This window comes from Rhizobium indigoferae (genome assembly GCF_034554815.1).
Taxonomy (GTDB): Bacteria; Pseudomonadota; Alphaproteobacteria; order Rhizobiales; family Rhizobiaceae; genus Rhizobium; species Rhizobium leguminosarum.
The window spans coordinates 2,313,262-2,328,380 of sequence record NZ_CP140635.1 but is presented as its reverse complement, the minus strand read 5'-3'; the positions used below and the strand labels follow the sequence as shown (position 1 = coordinate 2,328,380).

Below are 15,119 nucleotides of genomic sequence, written 5' to 3'. Positions count from 1 at the left end.
GGACAGGTCAGGCTCAAACGTTTATTCCGACCGCCTCATATCTCATCAGACCGGAAGCAGAGCGATGACAGTTCAGGTTGAATTACCGTGCCCGAAGTGCAAGAGCACCAAGATGAAGTTCGAGCGGCCCGAGATCCGGGAGACCGACATCATCACCTGTGCGGCCTGCGGGCATAATCTCGGCACGATGGCCTCGATCCGCGAGAAGATGAACAAGGCCTACCAAGGGCTCAAGAAGCCTTCGGCGGCACGCAAGCTCCAGTGAACAGGTGCCACTATCTTCCAGCGCTAGCTCCCGCTTTGGCTCGTTAAAATTGTGATTACCATTCGGATTAAAGCAATATAACAAGTATTGCCGTAGTCTCTCTTTCGTGAGGGCGCAATTAAGCTGCGCGAGTTCGAAGAGGGCTATGATGAAGACGATTTTGGCGGCTGCGGCCGCAAGTTTATTGCTGCAGTTTTCTCCCATTGCCGCTCAGGCAGCAACGCTCGTCGCCAATATCAGCATCGGTAAGCAGATGATGACCGTTTCCGAGAACGGCTTCGTCAAGTATCGCTGGAAGGTTTCGACCGCGCGCAACGGCTATGTCACGCCGACCGGTTCGTGGAGCGCCAAGTGGCTGTCGCGCGATCACCGCTCCAGAAAATACGACAACGCGCCGATGCCCTTTGCCGTCTTCTTCAACGGCGGCTACGCTGTTCACGCCACCTTTGACCTGAAACGCCTGGGTCGGCCGGCCTCGCATGGCTGCGTTCGCCTGCATCCCGACAATGCCGCCCAGTTCTTCTCGCTGGCGCGGCAGGCCGGCCTTGCCAATACCCGGGTCGTGATCACACGCTAATCCCGAATCAGCGCGTGAATCCGGGTTCGGTATCGGATCCCGTTTTACGCGCTAATCCCAGATCAGCGCCGTCCCCGAAATCGGCAGTTGACCCCAGTTTACGCGCTGATCATCCGCTCCAGCTCATCCATGTCGGGGACGATGATATGCCGGAAGTTCTCGATGCGAATGACGCCGCTCTTGCGCAACCTCGTCATCTGGCGGCTGACGGTTTCGATCGTCAGACCGAGGAAATCGGCGATCTCGGCGCGGGATAGCGGCAGGTCGAAGGCGGTGCTTGTGGCCGTTTGCGGTTCGGCATGGGTGGCGATGAGGTGGAGCAGGCTTGCGACCTTCTCCTCGGCGGTGCGCCGGCCGAGCGTCAGCATCCATTCACGCGCGGCATCCAGCTCCTTCAGCGCCTGATCGTGCAGGCTGCGCTGCAGTTCCGGCGTCTCCGATATCATGCGGTCGAGCAGGCTGCGCGGGAAGACGCAGATTTCGGCATCGGTCGCAGCCTCGGCCGACAGCGTGCTTTCGCGCACGAAGGGCCTGCCGACGAAATCGGGAGCGAATTGCAGGCCGACGATCTGCTGGCGCCCGTCCGGCATCACCTTGCAGAGCTTCACCACCCCGCTCATGATGTTCGAATAGAAAGAGCTTTCCGACCCTTGTGCGATGATCTCGCAGCCGGCATCGACCTTGCGGCGCAGCGAGTGGCGGCCGAGGTCCTTCAACTGACCGCTCGACAGTACGCCGCAGACGACGCCGTGCCGCGCCTGGCAGGAACGGCAGGCGACGGGGATACCAACCTCGAGAACCCCACTATGTGCGACGTCCATATCCTGATCCCTTCGAAATCCGCATGTGCCGGGCGTAGATGCGCATGCCGGGCATACCGGGCATACCGTAGACGATTACGCCGCGATTGCGGGTTCGGCTATCCCGATTTCTTCCAGCGCGGCTTGATGATTATCAATTTCGCCGGGATCGCGATTTGATCCAGATCAAAGTTTGCGTGCCCTGGTTGTTAATGGAAGTGCGGCGTCGAGACGAGGCCGTCCGTGGGTTTGATTCGTGCGGCTTCTTCGCCCTCGCTGGTGAGACGGGTTTTCTGCAGCGGCATCGCCTCGCGCCTTGGGTGACGGCAAAGGCCGGCATTCCATTGCTGTTTAGGCAACACCCAGCCGGCAAATTGCCCCAACGCCGGGACGAAAGCATTGGCTTTTGAAATGGATTTGCCTATGAGGGGGTTTAAATCGTCATTTCATGAGGTACAGCGCGTGACCGCTACATTCGATAAAGTTGCCGACATTATTGCAGAAACCAGTGAGATCGACCGCGCGACGATCACGCCGGAGAGCCATACGATCGACGACCTTGGTATCGACAGCCTCGATTTCCTCGACATCGTCTTCGCGATCGACAAGGAATTCGGCATCAAGATCCCGCTCGAAAAGTGGACGCAGGAAGTCAATGAAGGCAAGGTTTCCACCGAAGAATACTTCGTGCTGAAGAACCTCTGCGCCAAGATCGACGAGCTCAAAGCAGCCAAGGCCTGAGCGATATAACAGTCTTTTTTGAACGCCCTGCCGCCCTGAATATGGCGGCCGGGCGATTTTGTTCCTAAGTAGGCGTCACCGGCGGGCGGATCTGGCCTGTCGGGCCGGAGGATCCGAATGCTGCTGGAATATTTCCAGATGATTGACCGCGTCGAAGCGGTGGACCTGAAGAAGGGCACGCTTAGGGCGCGATCCGTCGTGCCGGCGCAGAGCCCCGTCTTCGAGGGTCATTTTCCCGGCATGCCGCTCGTTCCCGGCGTGCTCCTGATCGAGACCATGGCGCAGGCCTCCGGCATGCTGGTGCTTGCCGTCACCAATTTTGCCGCCATGCCCTTCCTGATGACAGTCGACGGCGCCAAGATGCGCACCTTCGTCGAACCGGAAGCCGTGCTCGACATCGAGGCGGTGCTCGAGCATGACGGTTCGGGGTTCGCGGTCACCAAGGCTAAAATCACCAGCGGCGGCAAGAAGGTCTGCGATGCGCAGCTGAAACTCCGCACCATGCCGTTTTCCGAGGTGCCGCTCGGCGATATCGTGAAGAAACGTGCCGGCGAGATCGGGCTTCTCGAAGCGATCGCGGCGCAGGGAGTGATTGGATGAGCAAGGCTGCAAACGACGTCGTCATCTCGGGCATCGGCATCGTCACCTGTCAGGGCGTCGGCAAGGATGCGCATATCGCGCTGCTTTCGGCCGCCAGCACGCCGAAGGCGATCGTCGAGACCGAGAAGTTCAAGCCCTATCCGGTGCATCCACTGCCCGAGATCGACTGGTCGCAGCAGATCGCCAAGCGCGGTGATCAGCGCCAGATGGAGAACTGGCAGCGCATCGGCGTCTTCGCCGCCGGCCTTGCGCTCGATGATGCCGGTTTCAAGGATGATATCGAAGCCTGCGGCACGATGGACATGATCGTGGCGGCCGGCGGCGGCGAGCGCGACATCAATGTCGACACACTAATCGTCGACGAAGCGCTGAAGCGCAATGACCGCGAGCTGCTGCTCAACGAGAAGCTGACGACGGAGCTCAGGCCGACGCTGTTCCTCGCCCAGCTTTCCAATCTGCTCGCCGGGAATATCTCGATCGTGCACAAGGTCACCGGCTCGTCGCGCACCTTCATGGGCGAGGAAGCGGCCGGCATATCCGCCGTCGAGACCGCCTTCTACCGCATCAAATCAGGCGAATCCTCGCATGCGCTTGTTGGAGGCGCCTTCGCGGCCGAACGGCCGGATATGATCCTGCTCACCGAAGCGATCGGCGCCCATGCGCGCGGCGACTGGGTGCCGCTCTGGTCGCGCACGCCGAGCGACGGCGGCGGCATGATCACCGGTTCGGCAGGCGCCTTCCTGGTGCTCGAATCGCGCAAACACGCCGAAGCCCGCGGCGCCCATATCTATGCGGTCATCGACGCGGTCGAGGGTGACCGTGGCAACCGCAATTCCGGCAATCTCGAAGTCCGGCTGGAGCGGCTTTTGGCACCGGCTGCCGGGCTTGCGGCCGAAAGCACGGCGATCTTTTCCGGATCGACCGGCATGCACGATCTTGCCGCCCGTGAGCGGGCGGTGCTCGAACATCAATTGCCGGACTTTGCGATCCGCGGCTTCGGCGGCGTCACCGGCCATACGATTGAGACGCAGTTTACGCTGGGTCTTGCGCTCGCCGCCCTTGCCGTCGACGGCAAGGCCAAGGTTCCGCCCTTCGATGCCGCCCATGAGGCGCCGATGCGGGCAGGGGCCACCGCCGCCGTCGTGACCACGGTCGGACACCAGCGCGGCGAGGGCGTTGCCGTTCTTTCCGCAGATGCGTGAGGAGTGAGAGATATGACAGCTTCCGCTTATAGAGATCACCTCGGCCGTCCGATCGTGGCGGTTACCGGCATGGGCATCATCACCTCGCTCGGCCAGGGCCTCAGCGACAACTGGGCAGCGCTTTCGTCAGGCACGTCGGGCATCCACGAGATCAACCGCTTCCCGACCGAGGGCCTGTCGACGCGGATCGCCGGCACCGTCGATTTCATCGGCATTCCGGTGCCGAACGCCGTCGAGCGCTCCTATGCCTTTGCGCGCGAGACGACGATCGAGGCGCTGGCCGATGCCGGCCTTTCCGGTGATTTCAACGGTCCGCTATTCCTCGCCGCCCCGCCGATCGAGCCGGAATGGAGCGCGCGCTTCGAGCTTGCCGACCGTTCGCCGGCCTCCGACCATCCGGGTGATGCCTATGAGCGTTTCCTGACGGCGCTGCGCCAGCGTCCGGACCCAGCCTTCCATGAGGCGGCTCTGTTCGGCGCGATTTCCGAGCGCCTTGCCGACCGGTTCGGCACCCGCGGCCTTCCCGTGACGCTGTCGACAGCCTGTGCCTCCGGCGTCACGGCGATCCAGCTTGGCATCGAGGCAATCCGCCAAGGCCGCACGGATCGCGCGCTGACGGTCGCGACCGACGGATCGCTGAGTGCCGAAGCACTGATCCGATTCTCGTTGCTGTCAGCCCTTTCGACGCAGAACGATCCGCCGACCAAGGCTTCCAAGCCATTCAGCAAGGATCGTGACGGCTTCGTCATCGCCGAGGGTGCGGCGACCCTGGTGCTGGAATCGCTGGAATCAGCTGTCGCCCGCGGCGCCAAGGTGCTCGGCATCATGAAAGGCGCCGGCGACAAGGCCGACAGCTTCCACCGCACCCGGTCGTCGCCCGATGGCGGCCCGGCAATCGCGACGATCCGTGCAGCCCTTGCCGATGCCGGCATCGACGAGAGCGGCATCGGCTACATCAATGCGCACGGCACCTCGACGCCGGAGAATGACAAGATGGAGTATGGCGCGATGTCGGCTGTGTTCGGCGAGCGGCTGGTCGGGATTCCGGTTTCGTCGAACAAGTCAATGATCGGCCATACGCTGACGGCGGCGGGCGCCGTCGAGGCGGTGTTCTCGCTGCAGACGATGTTGACCGGAACGCTGCCGCCGACCATCAACTACAACAACCCCGATCCGTCGATCGTTCTCGATGTCGTGCCGAACAAGAAGCGGGAAGCACAGGTTTCAGCCGTGCTTTCCAACTCCTTCGGCTTCGGCGGGCAGAATGCCAGCCTTGTCATGGCGCTCGAACCGGCTTAAGCGGTTCCCGACAAATTTTCGAGACGAGATGACGCCTTCAGGCGAGGGATTTTGCCATGCGCGCTTTGCAACTGATCGACGACCGCAAGCTTGAGATCACCGATCTGCCGGAACCGGATGCTCCAGCCGCTGGCGAGGTGACGCTGCGCGTCAAGGCGGTGGCGCTCAACCATATCGACGTCTGGGGCTGGCGCGGCATGGCATTCGCCAAGCGCAAGATGCCGCTGGTCATCGGTGCGGAAGCCTCCGGCGTGGTGGAATCGATCGGCCCGGGCGTCGCCAACGTGCTGCCGGGCCAGCTCGTCTCCATCTACGGCGCGCGCACCTGCGGCCTCTGCCGCCCCTGCCGCGAAGGCCGCGATAATCTCTGCGAACATGTCTCGGGCGTGCACGGCTTCCATCTCGACGGCTTTGCGCAGGAGAAGGTCAACCTGCCGGCGCGCCTGCTGGTGCCGGCTCCTCCCGGCGTCGACGCGATCGGCGCGGCGCTTGCTCCGGTCACTTTCGGCACGGTCGAGCACATGCTGTTCGACAATGCCAAGCTTGAGCCGGGCGAGACGATCCTCGTCCATGCCGGCGGCTCCGGCATCGGCACGGCGGCAATCCAGCTTGCCAAGAAGATCGGCTGCACCGTCATCACCACGGTCGGCTCGGACGACAAGATCGAGAAGGCCAAGGCGCTCGGCGCCGATCACGTCATCAACTACCGCACCGACCGTTTCGAGGGCGTGGTGCGCAAACTCACCAAGAAGAAGGGCGTTGACGTCGTCTTCGAACATGTCGGCAAGGACACCTGGGCAGGCTCGATGCTCTGCATGAAGCGGGGCGGGCGGCTCGTCACCTGCGGCTCGACCTCGGGTGTTTCCACAGAGATGAACCTGATGATGCTGTTCCAGCAGCAGCTGAAGCTCTTCGGCTCGTTCGGCTGCCGCATGGAGAACATGGCGGATGCGATGCAGAAGATGGGCCGCGGGCTCGTCCATCCGGTCATCGATACCGAGGTCAGTTTCGGCGATATCGATCGGGCACTGGAGCGGATGGAATCGCGCCAGATCTTCGGCAAGATCATCCTGAAGATGGATTGACCGCGTGAAGCTGTTCATCACCCGGATCGTTCTGGCGCTCAGGAATTTCCAGCAATGGCTGGTGGCGCAGATGATGTTCGGCTTTCTGAATTTCCTGAAGCTGTTTCCGGCCGATGGCGCGATCCGCTTCGCCGACAGGATGATGCGCCGCCTCGGCCGGCTGACCAGCCGCCACAGACTGATGCTGACCAATCTGCGCAACGCCTTTCCTGAGAAGAGCGAGGCCGAGATCGAGGAGATCGCGCTCGCCAGTTGGGGCAATATGGGCCGGCTTGCTGCGGAATACGTCTTCCTCGACCAGCTGTTCGACTATGATCCCGAAAAGTCGGAGCCGGGCAGGGTGGAGGTGTCGGGCATCCCTATCTTCCTCGACCTGCGCGACAATCCGCGCCCCTTCATCGTCTTTACCGGCCATACCGCCAATTTTGAGCTGCTGCCGGTGGCGGGTGCCGCCTTCGGGCTCACGGTAACCGTGCTCTTTCGGCCGCCGAATAATCCTTATGTCGCCAAGAAAGTGTTCGACTTCCGGAGCGCGCGCATGGGCAAGCTGGTGCCCTCGCATGCCGGCTCCTCCTTCGCGCTCGCCCGTCAGCTGGAAGCAGGTCAGGGCGTCGGCGTGCTGGTCGATCAGAAATTCCGCAAGGGGCTGAAGGGCACCTTCTTTGGCCGCGACGTGAAGACCAATCCGCTGCTGCCAAAGCTGGTGCGCCAGTTCAACTGCGAAGTCTATCCGGCGCGTTGCATCCGTCTGCCGGGAAATCGCTACCGGCTGGAAATCGAGCCACGGCTGGACATGCCGCGCGACGCCAATGGCAATCTCGACCTGCCGGCGGCCGCCCAGCTGCTCAACGACAAGGTGGAAAGCTGGGTGCGGGAATATCCGGAACAGTGGCTCTGGTATCACGACCGCTGGCAAATCAAGCAGACGCTCGCGCCTTAGAGCAGGATGATTAAATAATTAGAGCACGATGTCGCGTGAAAACCGCTCACACTTTCGGCATCATGCTCCAAAAACGTCCACCCTCATTTATCAGCGGTGAAAAGCGGCAGGTGCTCTCGGATTGAAACTGAGGGCACTTCATGTTACCCGTCACCACCAGACGCGAATAATGTCTACCGGAAGGCGCATTTTTGGGAAATGCAGCCATATGAGGTTTCGGACTCGTCTCTTGGGAAAATGGGAGTGGAGGCGTCTTGCTGGAGCTTTTTCGAGCTTTTTCCTTGCGTTGCGTGCAAATTGAGGAAGCCATACGCCTGGGCGACGACCAGCGCGTCACGGCGCTCGACCGCCATGTCGAGCCGCTGGTCGAGGCAATCCTCGCCTACCGGGCAGTCAATCTGCTCGAAGTTTACATGCAACTGCAGTTTGTGAGCCATCTGATCAACCAGGATGCCGACGACAGCGCCAGCGTCACGGAGCACACGTCGGTGCTTTCCTACCTGCTCGACCGCTATTTCGGGGCGCATGGGCCGGACTGGCGCGTGCCTTCGCCGCAGGATGTGCGCATCGAGCCGCCGCCGGCCTATGTGCCTGATACCGACAATGGCCAGTTCCTCAACGCGGTAATCCTTGAAAGCCTGCCGGACCGCGTGGCGGTGCTGACAAGGGACTATCGCTACCTCTATTCCAATCCAGCCAACAGCGCCCATCTCAACAGGAAGCCGATGGAGCTCATCGGCCGCCACCTTTCCGAATTCATCGGCGAGGAGCGGTTTGCCGAATGCGCCAAGCATAAGCTCGATGCCTGTTTTGCCGGCGAACAGATCGACTATTCCTATGAGCGCTCGGCCGGCAGCGGCGAATCGCGGCAGGTGCGCTGTCGCATGTCGCCGCTGCGCGATGCGGGCGGTACGGTGATTGGCGCCCTGCTCGTCATGGAAGATCTCGATCGCCTGTCGCAGGCTGCCTGATCCCGGTCGGCAGCCTTAGGCAGCCTGACCAACTCGGCCGCCTTGGGTAGTCTGGCTAAGCCGCCGCCCAGACGGCGAGCTCGTAACCATCGCGGTCGAGGAAGTGGAAGCGACGGCCGCCGGGAAAATCGGTGATCGGCCGGCAGATCGTGCCACCGGCTCTTTCGACTGAGGTCAGCACTTCTTCCAGATCGCTGGCATAGACGACGACAAGCGGGCCGCCGCCCGGCCGCACGGGTCCGAAATCGGTAAAGCCGCCCTTCAGCCGGCCATCGTCGAATTCGCAATAATTGGGACCGTAATCGGTGAAGCGCCAGCCGAAGGCCGAGCCGTAGAAGGCTTTGGCGGCGGCGATGTCGGCGACGTTGAATTCGACATAGTCGATGCGGCGGTCGTGGTTTTCTGTCTTCTCGGCCATCTATCTCTCCATCAGGGCTTTCAGCATGGCGAGATCCTTCTCGACATGGGCGGCATCGGCGGAAAACTGTGTGTCGGTCATGCCGGGCAGACGCAGCAGCGTGAACATGACCTCGCAACCATCGCCGTTCGGCACGATGCGCAGGGCATTATAAACCCTCAGGCCGGATTCGATGGTCACCGTATGGTCGATCACGCCGAATTCATTGGCAGGAACGAAGCTCACCTTGACGCTGCCGAGAGTGCCGTGGGCGATCCAGTCGGCGCCGTGAGGCTCTAAGCCGGTCGCAAGGCCGGAGGCCCAGAGCGGCATGTTCTCCGGCTTGCCGGCGAAGTCATAGACGTCGCGCCAGTCGCGCTCTATCGACAGGTGGATGATTTTCGCGGGCATTGTCGACATGGCTTGCAGGTCCCTGGCATTTGGTTTCGTCAGAATAACAGACCGGCCAGCAGCGTCTTGAACAAAACGGTCAATCGGCTCTTTGCCGTATACTGAGCTGGTCGAGAATGACGGCAGGTGTCAGCGTCGAGAGCTCGCCGACCTCGCGTGTCATGTGGGGCTGGTCGGCAAAGCCCGCTTCGAGCGCAAGGCGGGCAAGCGGCATCGCGCCCGACCTGTGGCAGAGGTCGAGGAAACGCTGGAACCGGCGAATCCGTTCCAGCGTCTTTGCGCCGTAGCCGAAATGGTGGTGGCAGCGGCGGCGCAGCTGCCTCTCACTCATGCCGAGGTGCTCGAGCAGGCTGGACGCCGGGCGAGAGCTGTCGGCGGCGGCGAAGATCATGGCGGCATCGCGGGCGGGCTCCTCCTCATCGCGCGCGGTCTCTTCGAGCAGGCGGCTAAACAGCGCCCTGGCGGCCGAGGGGTCGGGACAATCCGCAAGCCGCGCTTCGAATTCGGCGGTGTCCTTCCGGCCGATGTCAGCGAGGGGCACCGAGCAGCCGACCAGTGCCGAGAGCGGCGTCTTCAGCCAGGGGGCTGCGGCGCCGGGCGCAAAACGTGCGCCGATGACTGTCGCGCCCGGCCGGATGACGGGAAAGGACGCTGTCCTGTCGGGACCGGCGACAACCAGCCGGCCGTCGATCCAGAGGAGATCGCAATAACCGTCAGGCACGATCGCCACCATTGCCGGCGGTCCGTCATGAAGCGCATGCGACCAGAGGCGGCTGAAATGGCGTCGCAGCGCCGGCGGCGGCATAGACTCGCGGTAGCAGCCGGCGCGGGCCGCCAGGAGAGCCGTATCTGTTCGTCTTCCCGATGCCAATGCGATATCTCCCGAGGCACTGATGATTACATGAGATAGGGCGTTGCGGGCGGGGCGCACGAAAAAACCTAAGGCTTCCGGAGTGGGCGCCAGCCGGCGGGTTGTCGGACAAGCGGCGATATTGCAAGCTTCATTTCATTGGCTTTTGCGAACCGATTAGACCCTTGCGAGACTTGCCGTTTGATTGAGACAGTGCCACAACACCGGTCCAAATGACACATCGGAGGTTTGTCGTGGAAAAGGCAGAAATCGGACTGATCGGCCTTGCGGTCATGGGCTCCAACCTGGCGCTCAATATCGCGGAAAAAGGCAATAAAATCGCGGTGTTCAACCGCACGCCGGAGAAAACCGACGAATTCTACGAAAGCGCCGGCGATCTGAAGAAGCAGATTATTCCCTGCAAGACGATCGAAGAGTTCGTCGATGCGATCCGGCCGCCGCGTCCGATCATCATCATGATCAAGGCGGGCGAGGCCGTCGACCAGCAGATGGAGCTGCTGCGCCCGCATCTCTCCAAGGGCGACATCATGATCGATGCCGGCAACGCCAATTTCCGCGACACCGTCGCCCGCTTCGACCGGCTGAAGAATACTGATCTGACCTTCATCGGCATGGGTGTTTCTGGGGGCGAAGAAGGTGCGCGCCATGGCCCGTCAATCATGGTCGGCGGCACCGAAGAGTCCTGGAAGCGCGTCGAGAAGGTGCTGACATCGATTGCCGCCCGCTACAATGACGAGCCCTGCGTCGCCTGGCTCGGCAATGACGGCGCCGGCCATTTCGTCAAGACCATCCATAACGGCATCGAATATGCCGACATGCAGATGATCGCCGAAATCTACGGCATCCTGCGCGACGGCCTCGGCAAGAGCGCCTCCGAAATCTCCGGCATCTTCGGTGAATGGAACAAGGGCCGGCTGAACTCCTACCTGATTGAAATCTCCGAGAAGGTGCTTGCGGCCACTGATCCGGTCTCCGGCGGGCCGATGGTCGACATGATCCTCGACAAAGCAGGCCAGAAAGGCACCGGCAAGTGGTCGGCGATCGAGGCGCAGAATATGGGCATTCCGGCAACGGCGATCGAAGCCGCCGTCGCCGCCCGTAGCCTCTCTTCGATGAAGTCGCAGCGCGAAGCCGCCGAAAAGATCTTCGGCACCCAGGCTGTGTCCTTCCCGATCGCTTACGGCCCCGAACTCAACAAGGATCTGGAACTGGCGCTGTTTGCCGCCAAGATCGGCGCCTATGCGCAGGGCTTCGCGGTGATGGCGGAAGCATCGCGCGAGTTTAACTGGTCGCTGCCGATGCCGACGATTGCCAGGATCTGGCGCGCCGGCTGCATCATCCGCTCGCAGTTCCTCGACGAGATCACCTCGGCTTTCACCAAGGCGCCTGATGCTGCCAACCTGATCGTCACGCCTGCCTTCTCCGACATGGTCAAGGAATCGATCCCGGCGCTACGCCGCGTCGTCGGTGCCGCGATTGCCGCCGGCCTGCCGGTTCCGGCGCTGACCTCGGCGCTGACCTATTTCGACGCCTATCGCCAGGCCAGGGGAACGGCAAACCTCATCCAGGCGCAGCGCGACTTCTTCGGCGCCCACGGTTTCGACCGCCTGGACGGCAAGGATTTCCACCACGGCCCCTGGGGCAGCGGTGCGTCGACCTTCTGAGGTTGCTGAGAAGAGATCGAGGAGAAGCCCGGCCGTCGCGCCGGGCTTTTTCGTGGTTGCTGCCTCATGCTACCGTCGGCAATCCGCTGTCTTGGCGCTGCTTGCACAAGCCTGACCGGGTAGGCTGCAAGACGTCCCAACGCGGAGATCAAGGTGAAGAGCACTCGGATAGCCGCCGCGCAGACGCCGGAATTTCGGGAGAATGTCGCGGCAGCGTTGGATTATGCCGTTAAGGTCGCAGCGCTTGCTGAGGCTGATGGTGCGGCCTTGCTGGTCTTTCCCGAAGGTTTTTTGCAGGGGTACTTGGTCGATGAACCATCGGCGCGGCGTGTTGCTCTCGATTTCACATCCGCCGAGTTCGCCGCGGTCCTGGACCGACTGCCGAAGTCGGGACCGGTGCTGGTCATGGGGCTCATTGAGGTCGATGACGGGCGATTGTTCAACAGCGCTGTTGTCATCGAGCACGGCGTTCTCGTTGGCCGCTACCGGAAAGCCCACCTGCTGCGCGGCGAACGGGCTTTCGAGGCGGGAAAGGAAAGCCCGCTTTTTGCGGTCGGAGACCTGCGCTTCGGGATAACATCTGCTACGACACGAACTTTCCTGAAGCAGCCGGAATGATCGCCGCGTCCGGCGCATCCCTGATCCTATGCCTCTCCAACAACATGATGCCAAGGGACAAGGCGGAAATATTCAGGGAGCGGCACAACTCGGTTTGCGGCGAACGATGCCGCGAAACCGGCCTGTGGCTGATCTCGTCCGACGTGACAGGCGAGCGCGACGGGCGCATCGCCTGGGGGCCGACGGCGGTGCTGAACCCGGAAGGGCAGGTCGTGGCGCAGCTGCCGCTGGAGGGGCCTGGCTTGCTGGTCTTCGACTTTCCTTGCATAGAACCTGTGAGCTATCGCGATTGAGGATTGATAAAGATGCTTATCCGAGACGAAACGCCGGAGGATTTCGACGCGATCCATGATCTGACCTCGACCGCCTTCAAGCCGATGCCTTACAGCGACGGGACGGAAGCGGAGATTGTTCGAAGACTTCGTGAAAACGGTGATCTGACAATATCGCTGGTCGCAGAGCTGGACGGCGAGATCCTGGGGCATGTCGCGTTTTCACCGGTGGCGATCGACGGCGCGCATGATGGCTGGTTCGGGCTGGGGCCGATATCGGTCAAGCCGGAGAGACAACGGCAAGGCATCGGTAAGGCGATGATTGCAAGAGGTCTCGAACTGCTGAACGAGATGGGTGCCAGCGGATGCGCGTTGATCGGTAATCCCGACATCTATAGCCGTGTCGGTTTCAGCAGCGACGGGCAGCTGAAGTATCTCGACCTCGATACGCGGCTCGTGCAGCGGATTGTTTTTCGCGGATCCCCGCCAAGCGGGACGTTGCAATTCGCCCCGGCATTTGAAAGCTAGGATATTCCGTTCAACGGCCGAAACTTCAAAACCAAGCTGACAGAGAAGGCGGCGACATGTCCGAAACGGGCGCGATGACCATCCGAACCGAGCGTCTCAGGCTCCGCATGCCAGATATCGACGATTTCGCCGCCTATGCGCAGTTGATGGCGTCGCCGCGATCGGTCGGAATGGGCGGCCCGTTCGATCTGCGCGCGGCGTGGGGGATGTTCTGCCACGACGTCGCTCTCTGGCAGCTTTTCGGGCACGGAGCGCTGACGATCGAGCTTGGCGAAACCGGCGAATGCGTCGGTCAGGTGGGGATCAATCACGGACCGCTCTTTCCAGAGAAGGAACTGGGCTGGTTCGTCCATGAGGAATATGAGGGCAAAGGCTATGCTACCGAAGCGGCCTTGGCGCTGCGCGACTGGGCCTTTGCGACACTCAAGCTGCCATCGCTTGTCAGCTATATCGCTCCCAGCAATGCCGCATCCGTTGCGGTTGCGGAACGGCTGGGAGCGCGTCTCGATCCCGCAGCACCCCGAACCGATCCCGCCGATCTCGTTTACCGGCACCTCCCTTCCTGAAATGCGGAACGGGGTCTTGGGAACTGCATTGGTTGCGGACGTCTCAGTTCTTACATGTTGATCTGTTAGGATATCGGGCTCCGCAAGAGATGGGGATATCGGATGACGGGCGCGAAGCGGGAACACTGGGACGAGGTCTACCGCACAAAAGCTGCCGACAGCGTCAGCTGGTATCAGCCGACGCCCGGGCCTTCCTTGCGGGCGCTTGACGAGCTGCAACTGCCGGTCACGGCCTCGCTGATCGATGTGGGCGGCGGCGCATCGAACCTTGTCGACTGTCTTATTGAGCGCGGGTGGTCTGACCTCACCGTCCTCGACATCGCCGCGCCGGCGCTCGAGGTCGCCAAGGCGCGGCTGCGGGATGAAGCCGGCCGGATCGCCTGGGTGGTTGCTGACGTCACTTCATGGCAACCCGACCGGCATTACGATGTGTGGCACGACCGCGCCGTCTTTCACTTCCTCACCGAGCCCGAGCAGCGGCTGGCCTATCGGCATGCGCTCGAAACCGGCACGGCGCCGGACAGCGCCGTGATCATCGCCACCTTCGCGCCGGACGGGCCGGAACGGTGCAGCGGCCTGCCGGTCCAGCGCTATGACGCGGTAGCGCTTGCGAGTGAATTCTCGTCCACCTTCGCGCTTCAGCGCGACTGGCGCGAGGAACACACGACACCCGCTGGTGGCCGGCAGTCGTTCCAGTGGTGCGTCTTTCGCAGGCGCTGAGCCCTCGGAGAGGGCGGCCGAGGCACGACCCTGCTGATCGCGTCTACTGCTGCCTCGTTTCCCGAGAGAGGCAGTCGAGGATGAAATCCGCCCGGTCTGCGACCGCGATTTTCGGCAGTATGATGATGTCGTAGCCGAGCGTCGGATAGATCGCGGCCAACCGGTCATATTCGTCGCCAGCCTCGTCGAAGCCATGGCGCCGCTCGGGATCGGTCGTGTAGATTTCGGGCCATGGCGGGGTCCGAAAAACCCTCTGGTGATAGCGGTGGGCTACGCTCAATTTTTCCAGGATAGGTTCTCCGGTGAGGTGCTGAAGCGCTGCCGCCGCATCGACCAGCCCGCGATCGAAAAACATCCAGCCGGTCTGCTCACACGCCGCTGCATGGTCGGCGATCGCCATCTCGATCGCGCGGCGCGCAAAGGCCACCATGTCGACCCAGGGCAGGGCTGCGCCGTCGCCTTCAAGTTCTTGCTTGACGATACGCCGGCCGGGCTCTTCGACGACGGCATGACCGCGGGCAACAAGCTCCTGAAGCAGTGTCGATTTCCCGCCGCCGGAACATCCCGAAATCAAGACCGACCTGTTCATGTT

General features: G+C 62.0%; 19 protein-coding genes and 1 pseudogene. 15 read left to right on the top strand and 5 right to left on the bottom strand.

The window, feature by feature from the left end:
* Nucleotides 1-64 precede the first annotated feature (64 nt).
* The gene (locus tag U5G49_RS11850; RefSeq protein ID WP_018074603.1) at nt 65-265 is read left to right on the top strand and encodes an ECs_2282 family putative zinc-binding protein; all 201 of its coding nucleotides are present in this window, start codon (nt 65-67) and stop codon (nt 263-265) included.
* 145 nt (nt 266-410) lie between these two features.
* Nucleotides 411-842 (top strand): L,D-transpeptidase, encoded by a 432-nt coding sequence (locus tag U5G49_RS11845; protein ID WP_028733092.1) that lies wholly within the window; start codon nt 411-413, stop codon nt 840-842.
* 98 nt (nt 843-940) lie between these two features.
* Here the strand turns inward: U5G49_RS11845 and U5G49_RS11840 are convergent, their stop codons facing one another.
* A complete protein-coding gene (locus tag U5G49_RS11840) occupies nt 941-1,663 on the bottom strand; it encodes a Crp/Fnr family transcriptional regulator (protein ID WP_018242384.1) in 723 nt (240 codons plus the stop codon).
* 155 nt (nt 1,664-1,818) lie between these two features.
* Between U5G49_RS11840 and U5G49_RS11835 the strand changes: the two genes are divergently transcribed.
* The 8 genes from U5G49_RS11835 (at nt 1,819) to U5G49_RS11800 (ending at nt 8,480) form a co-directional block, all read left to right on the top strand.
* Nucleotides 1,819-2,052 (top strand): hypothetical protein, encoded by a 234-nt coding sequence (locus U5G49_RS11835; protein ID WP_130716548.1) that lies wholly within the window; start codon nt 1,819-1,821, stop codon nt 2,050-2,052.
* A gap of 52 nt (nt 2,053-2,104) precedes the next feature.
* Nucleotides 2,105-2,383, top strand: coding sequence for an acyl carrier protein (locus U5G49_RS11830; protein ID WP_003540486.1), 279 nt, complete (start codon nt 2,105-2,107; stop codon nt 2,381-2,383).
* Between the two features lie 117 nt (nt 2,384-2,500).
* Nucleotides 2,501-2,983 carry a 3-hydroxyacyl-ACP dehydratase FabZ family protein gene (locus U5G49_RS11825; protein WP_018447301.1) on the top strand — a complete coding sequence of 161 codons (483 nt, stop codon included), beginning with the start codon at nt 2,501-2,503 and terminating at the stop codon, nt 2,981-2,983.
* Nucleotides 2,980-4,185: a beta-ketoacyl-ACP synthase gene (locus tag U5G49_RS11820; protein ID WP_193446540.1), complete on the top strand. Its 1,206-nt coding sequence runs from the start codon at nt 2,980-2,982 to the stop codon at nt 4,183-4,185. The genes U5G49_RS11825 and U5G49_RS11820 overlap by 4 nt, the downstream gene beginning before the upstream one ends.
* 12 nt (nt 4,186-4,197) lie before the next feature.
* A complete protein-coding gene (locus U5G49_RS11815; protein WP_018242382.1) occupies nt 4,198-5,484 on the top strand; it encodes a beta-ketoacyl-ACP synthase in 1,287 nt (428 codons plus the stop codon).
* Between the two features lie 56 nt (nt 5,485-5,540).
* A complete protein-coding gene (locus tag U5G49_RS11810; RefSeq protein WP_018242381.1) occupies nt 5,541-6,569 on the top strand; it encodes a zinc-binding dehydrogenase in 1,029 nt (342 codons plus the stop codon).
* A gap of 4 nt (nt 6,570-6,573) precedes the next feature.
* Entirely contained in the window at nt 6,574-7,509 is a 936-nt protein-coding gene (locus U5G49_RS11805; RefSeq protein WP_018242380.1) for a lipid A biosynthesis lauroyl acyltransferase, read from the top strand.
* A gap of 254 nt (nt 7,510-7,763) precedes the next feature.
* Nucleotides 7,764-8,480: a PAS domain-containing protein gene (locus U5G49_RS11800; RefSeq protein ID WP_193446539.1), complete on the top strand. Its 717-nt coding sequence runs from the start codon at nt 7,764-7,766 to the stop codon at nt 8,478-8,480.
* 55 nt (nt 8,481-8,535) lie between these two features.
* On the opposite strand, the gene U5G49_RS11795 is transcribed toward U5G49_RS11800, so the two are convergent.
* The 3 genes from U5G49_RS11795 to U5G49_RS11785 form a co-directional block, all read right to left on the bottom strand.
* A complete protein-coding gene (locus U5G49_RS11795; RefSeq protein ID WP_018242378.1) occupies nt 8,536-8,898 on the bottom strand; it encodes a VOC family protein in 363 nt (120 codons plus the stop codon).
* Complete coding sequence (locus U5G49_RS11790; RefSeq protein WP_018242377.1) at nt 8,899-9,297, bottom strand: polyketide cyclase; 399 nt, start codon at nt 9,295-9,297, stop codon at nt 8,899-8,901.
* A gap of 70 nt (nt 9,298-9,367) precedes the next feature.
* Entirely contained in the window at nt 9,368-10,159 is a 792-nt protein-coding gene (locus U5G49_RS11785) for a helix-turn-helix domain-containing protein (protein ID WP_193446538.1), read from the bottom strand.
* Between the two features lie 212 nt (nt 10,160-10,371).
* On the opposite strand from U5G49_RS11785, the gene gndA reads away from it, so the two are divergent.
* The 5 genes and pseudogenes from gndA to U5G49_RS11760 all read left to right on the top strand — a co-directional run bounded on the left by gndA (nt 10,372) and on the right by U5G49_RS11760 (nt 14,527).
* Nucleotides 10,372-11,823, top strand: a complete 1,452-nt coding sequence (gndA, locus tag U5G49_RS11780) for an NADP-dependent phosphogluconate dehydrogenase (protein ID WP_193446537.1) — start codon at nt 10,372-10,374, stop codon at nt 11,821-11,823.
* A 153-nt stretch (nt 11,824-11,976) separates the two neighbouring features.
* A pseudogene (locus U5G49_RS11775) lies at nt 11,977-12,734 on the top strand (carbon-nitrogen hydrolase family protein).
* A 12-nt stretch (nt 12,735-12,746) separates the two neighbouring features.
* Entirely contained in the window at nt 12,747-13,241 is a 495-nt protein-coding gene (locus tag U5G49_RS11770; RefSeq protein WP_193446536.1) for a GNAT family N-acetyltransferase, read from the top strand.
* A 56-nt stretch (nt 13,242-13,297) separates the two neighbouring features.
* Nucleotides 13,298-13,807 carry a GNAT family N-acetyltransferase gene (locus U5G49_RS11765; RefSeq protein WP_193446535.1) on the top strand — a complete coding sequence of 170 codons (510 nt, stop codon included), beginning with the start codon at nt 13,298-13,300 and terminating at the stop codon, nt 13,805-13,807.
* 102 nt (nt 13,808-13,909) lie between these two features.
* Nucleotides 13,910-14,527 carry a class I SAM-dependent methyltransferase gene (locus U5G49_RS11760; RefSeq protein WP_193446534.1) on the top strand — a complete coding sequence of 206 codons (618 nt, stop codon included), beginning with the start codon at nt 13,910-13,912 and terminating at the stop codon, nt 14,525-14,527.
* A gap of 43 nt (nt 14,528-14,570) precedes the next feature.
* On the opposite strand, the gene U5G49_RS11755 is transcribed toward U5G49_RS11760, so the two are convergent.
* Nucleotides 14,571-15,116: an AAA family ATPase gene (locus tag U5G49_RS11755; RefSeq protein ID WP_193446533.1), complete on the bottom strand. Its 546-nt coding sequence runs from the start codon at nt 15,114-15,116 to the stop codon at nt 14,571-14,573.
* Nucleotides 15,117-15,119 lie beyond the last annotated feature (3 nt).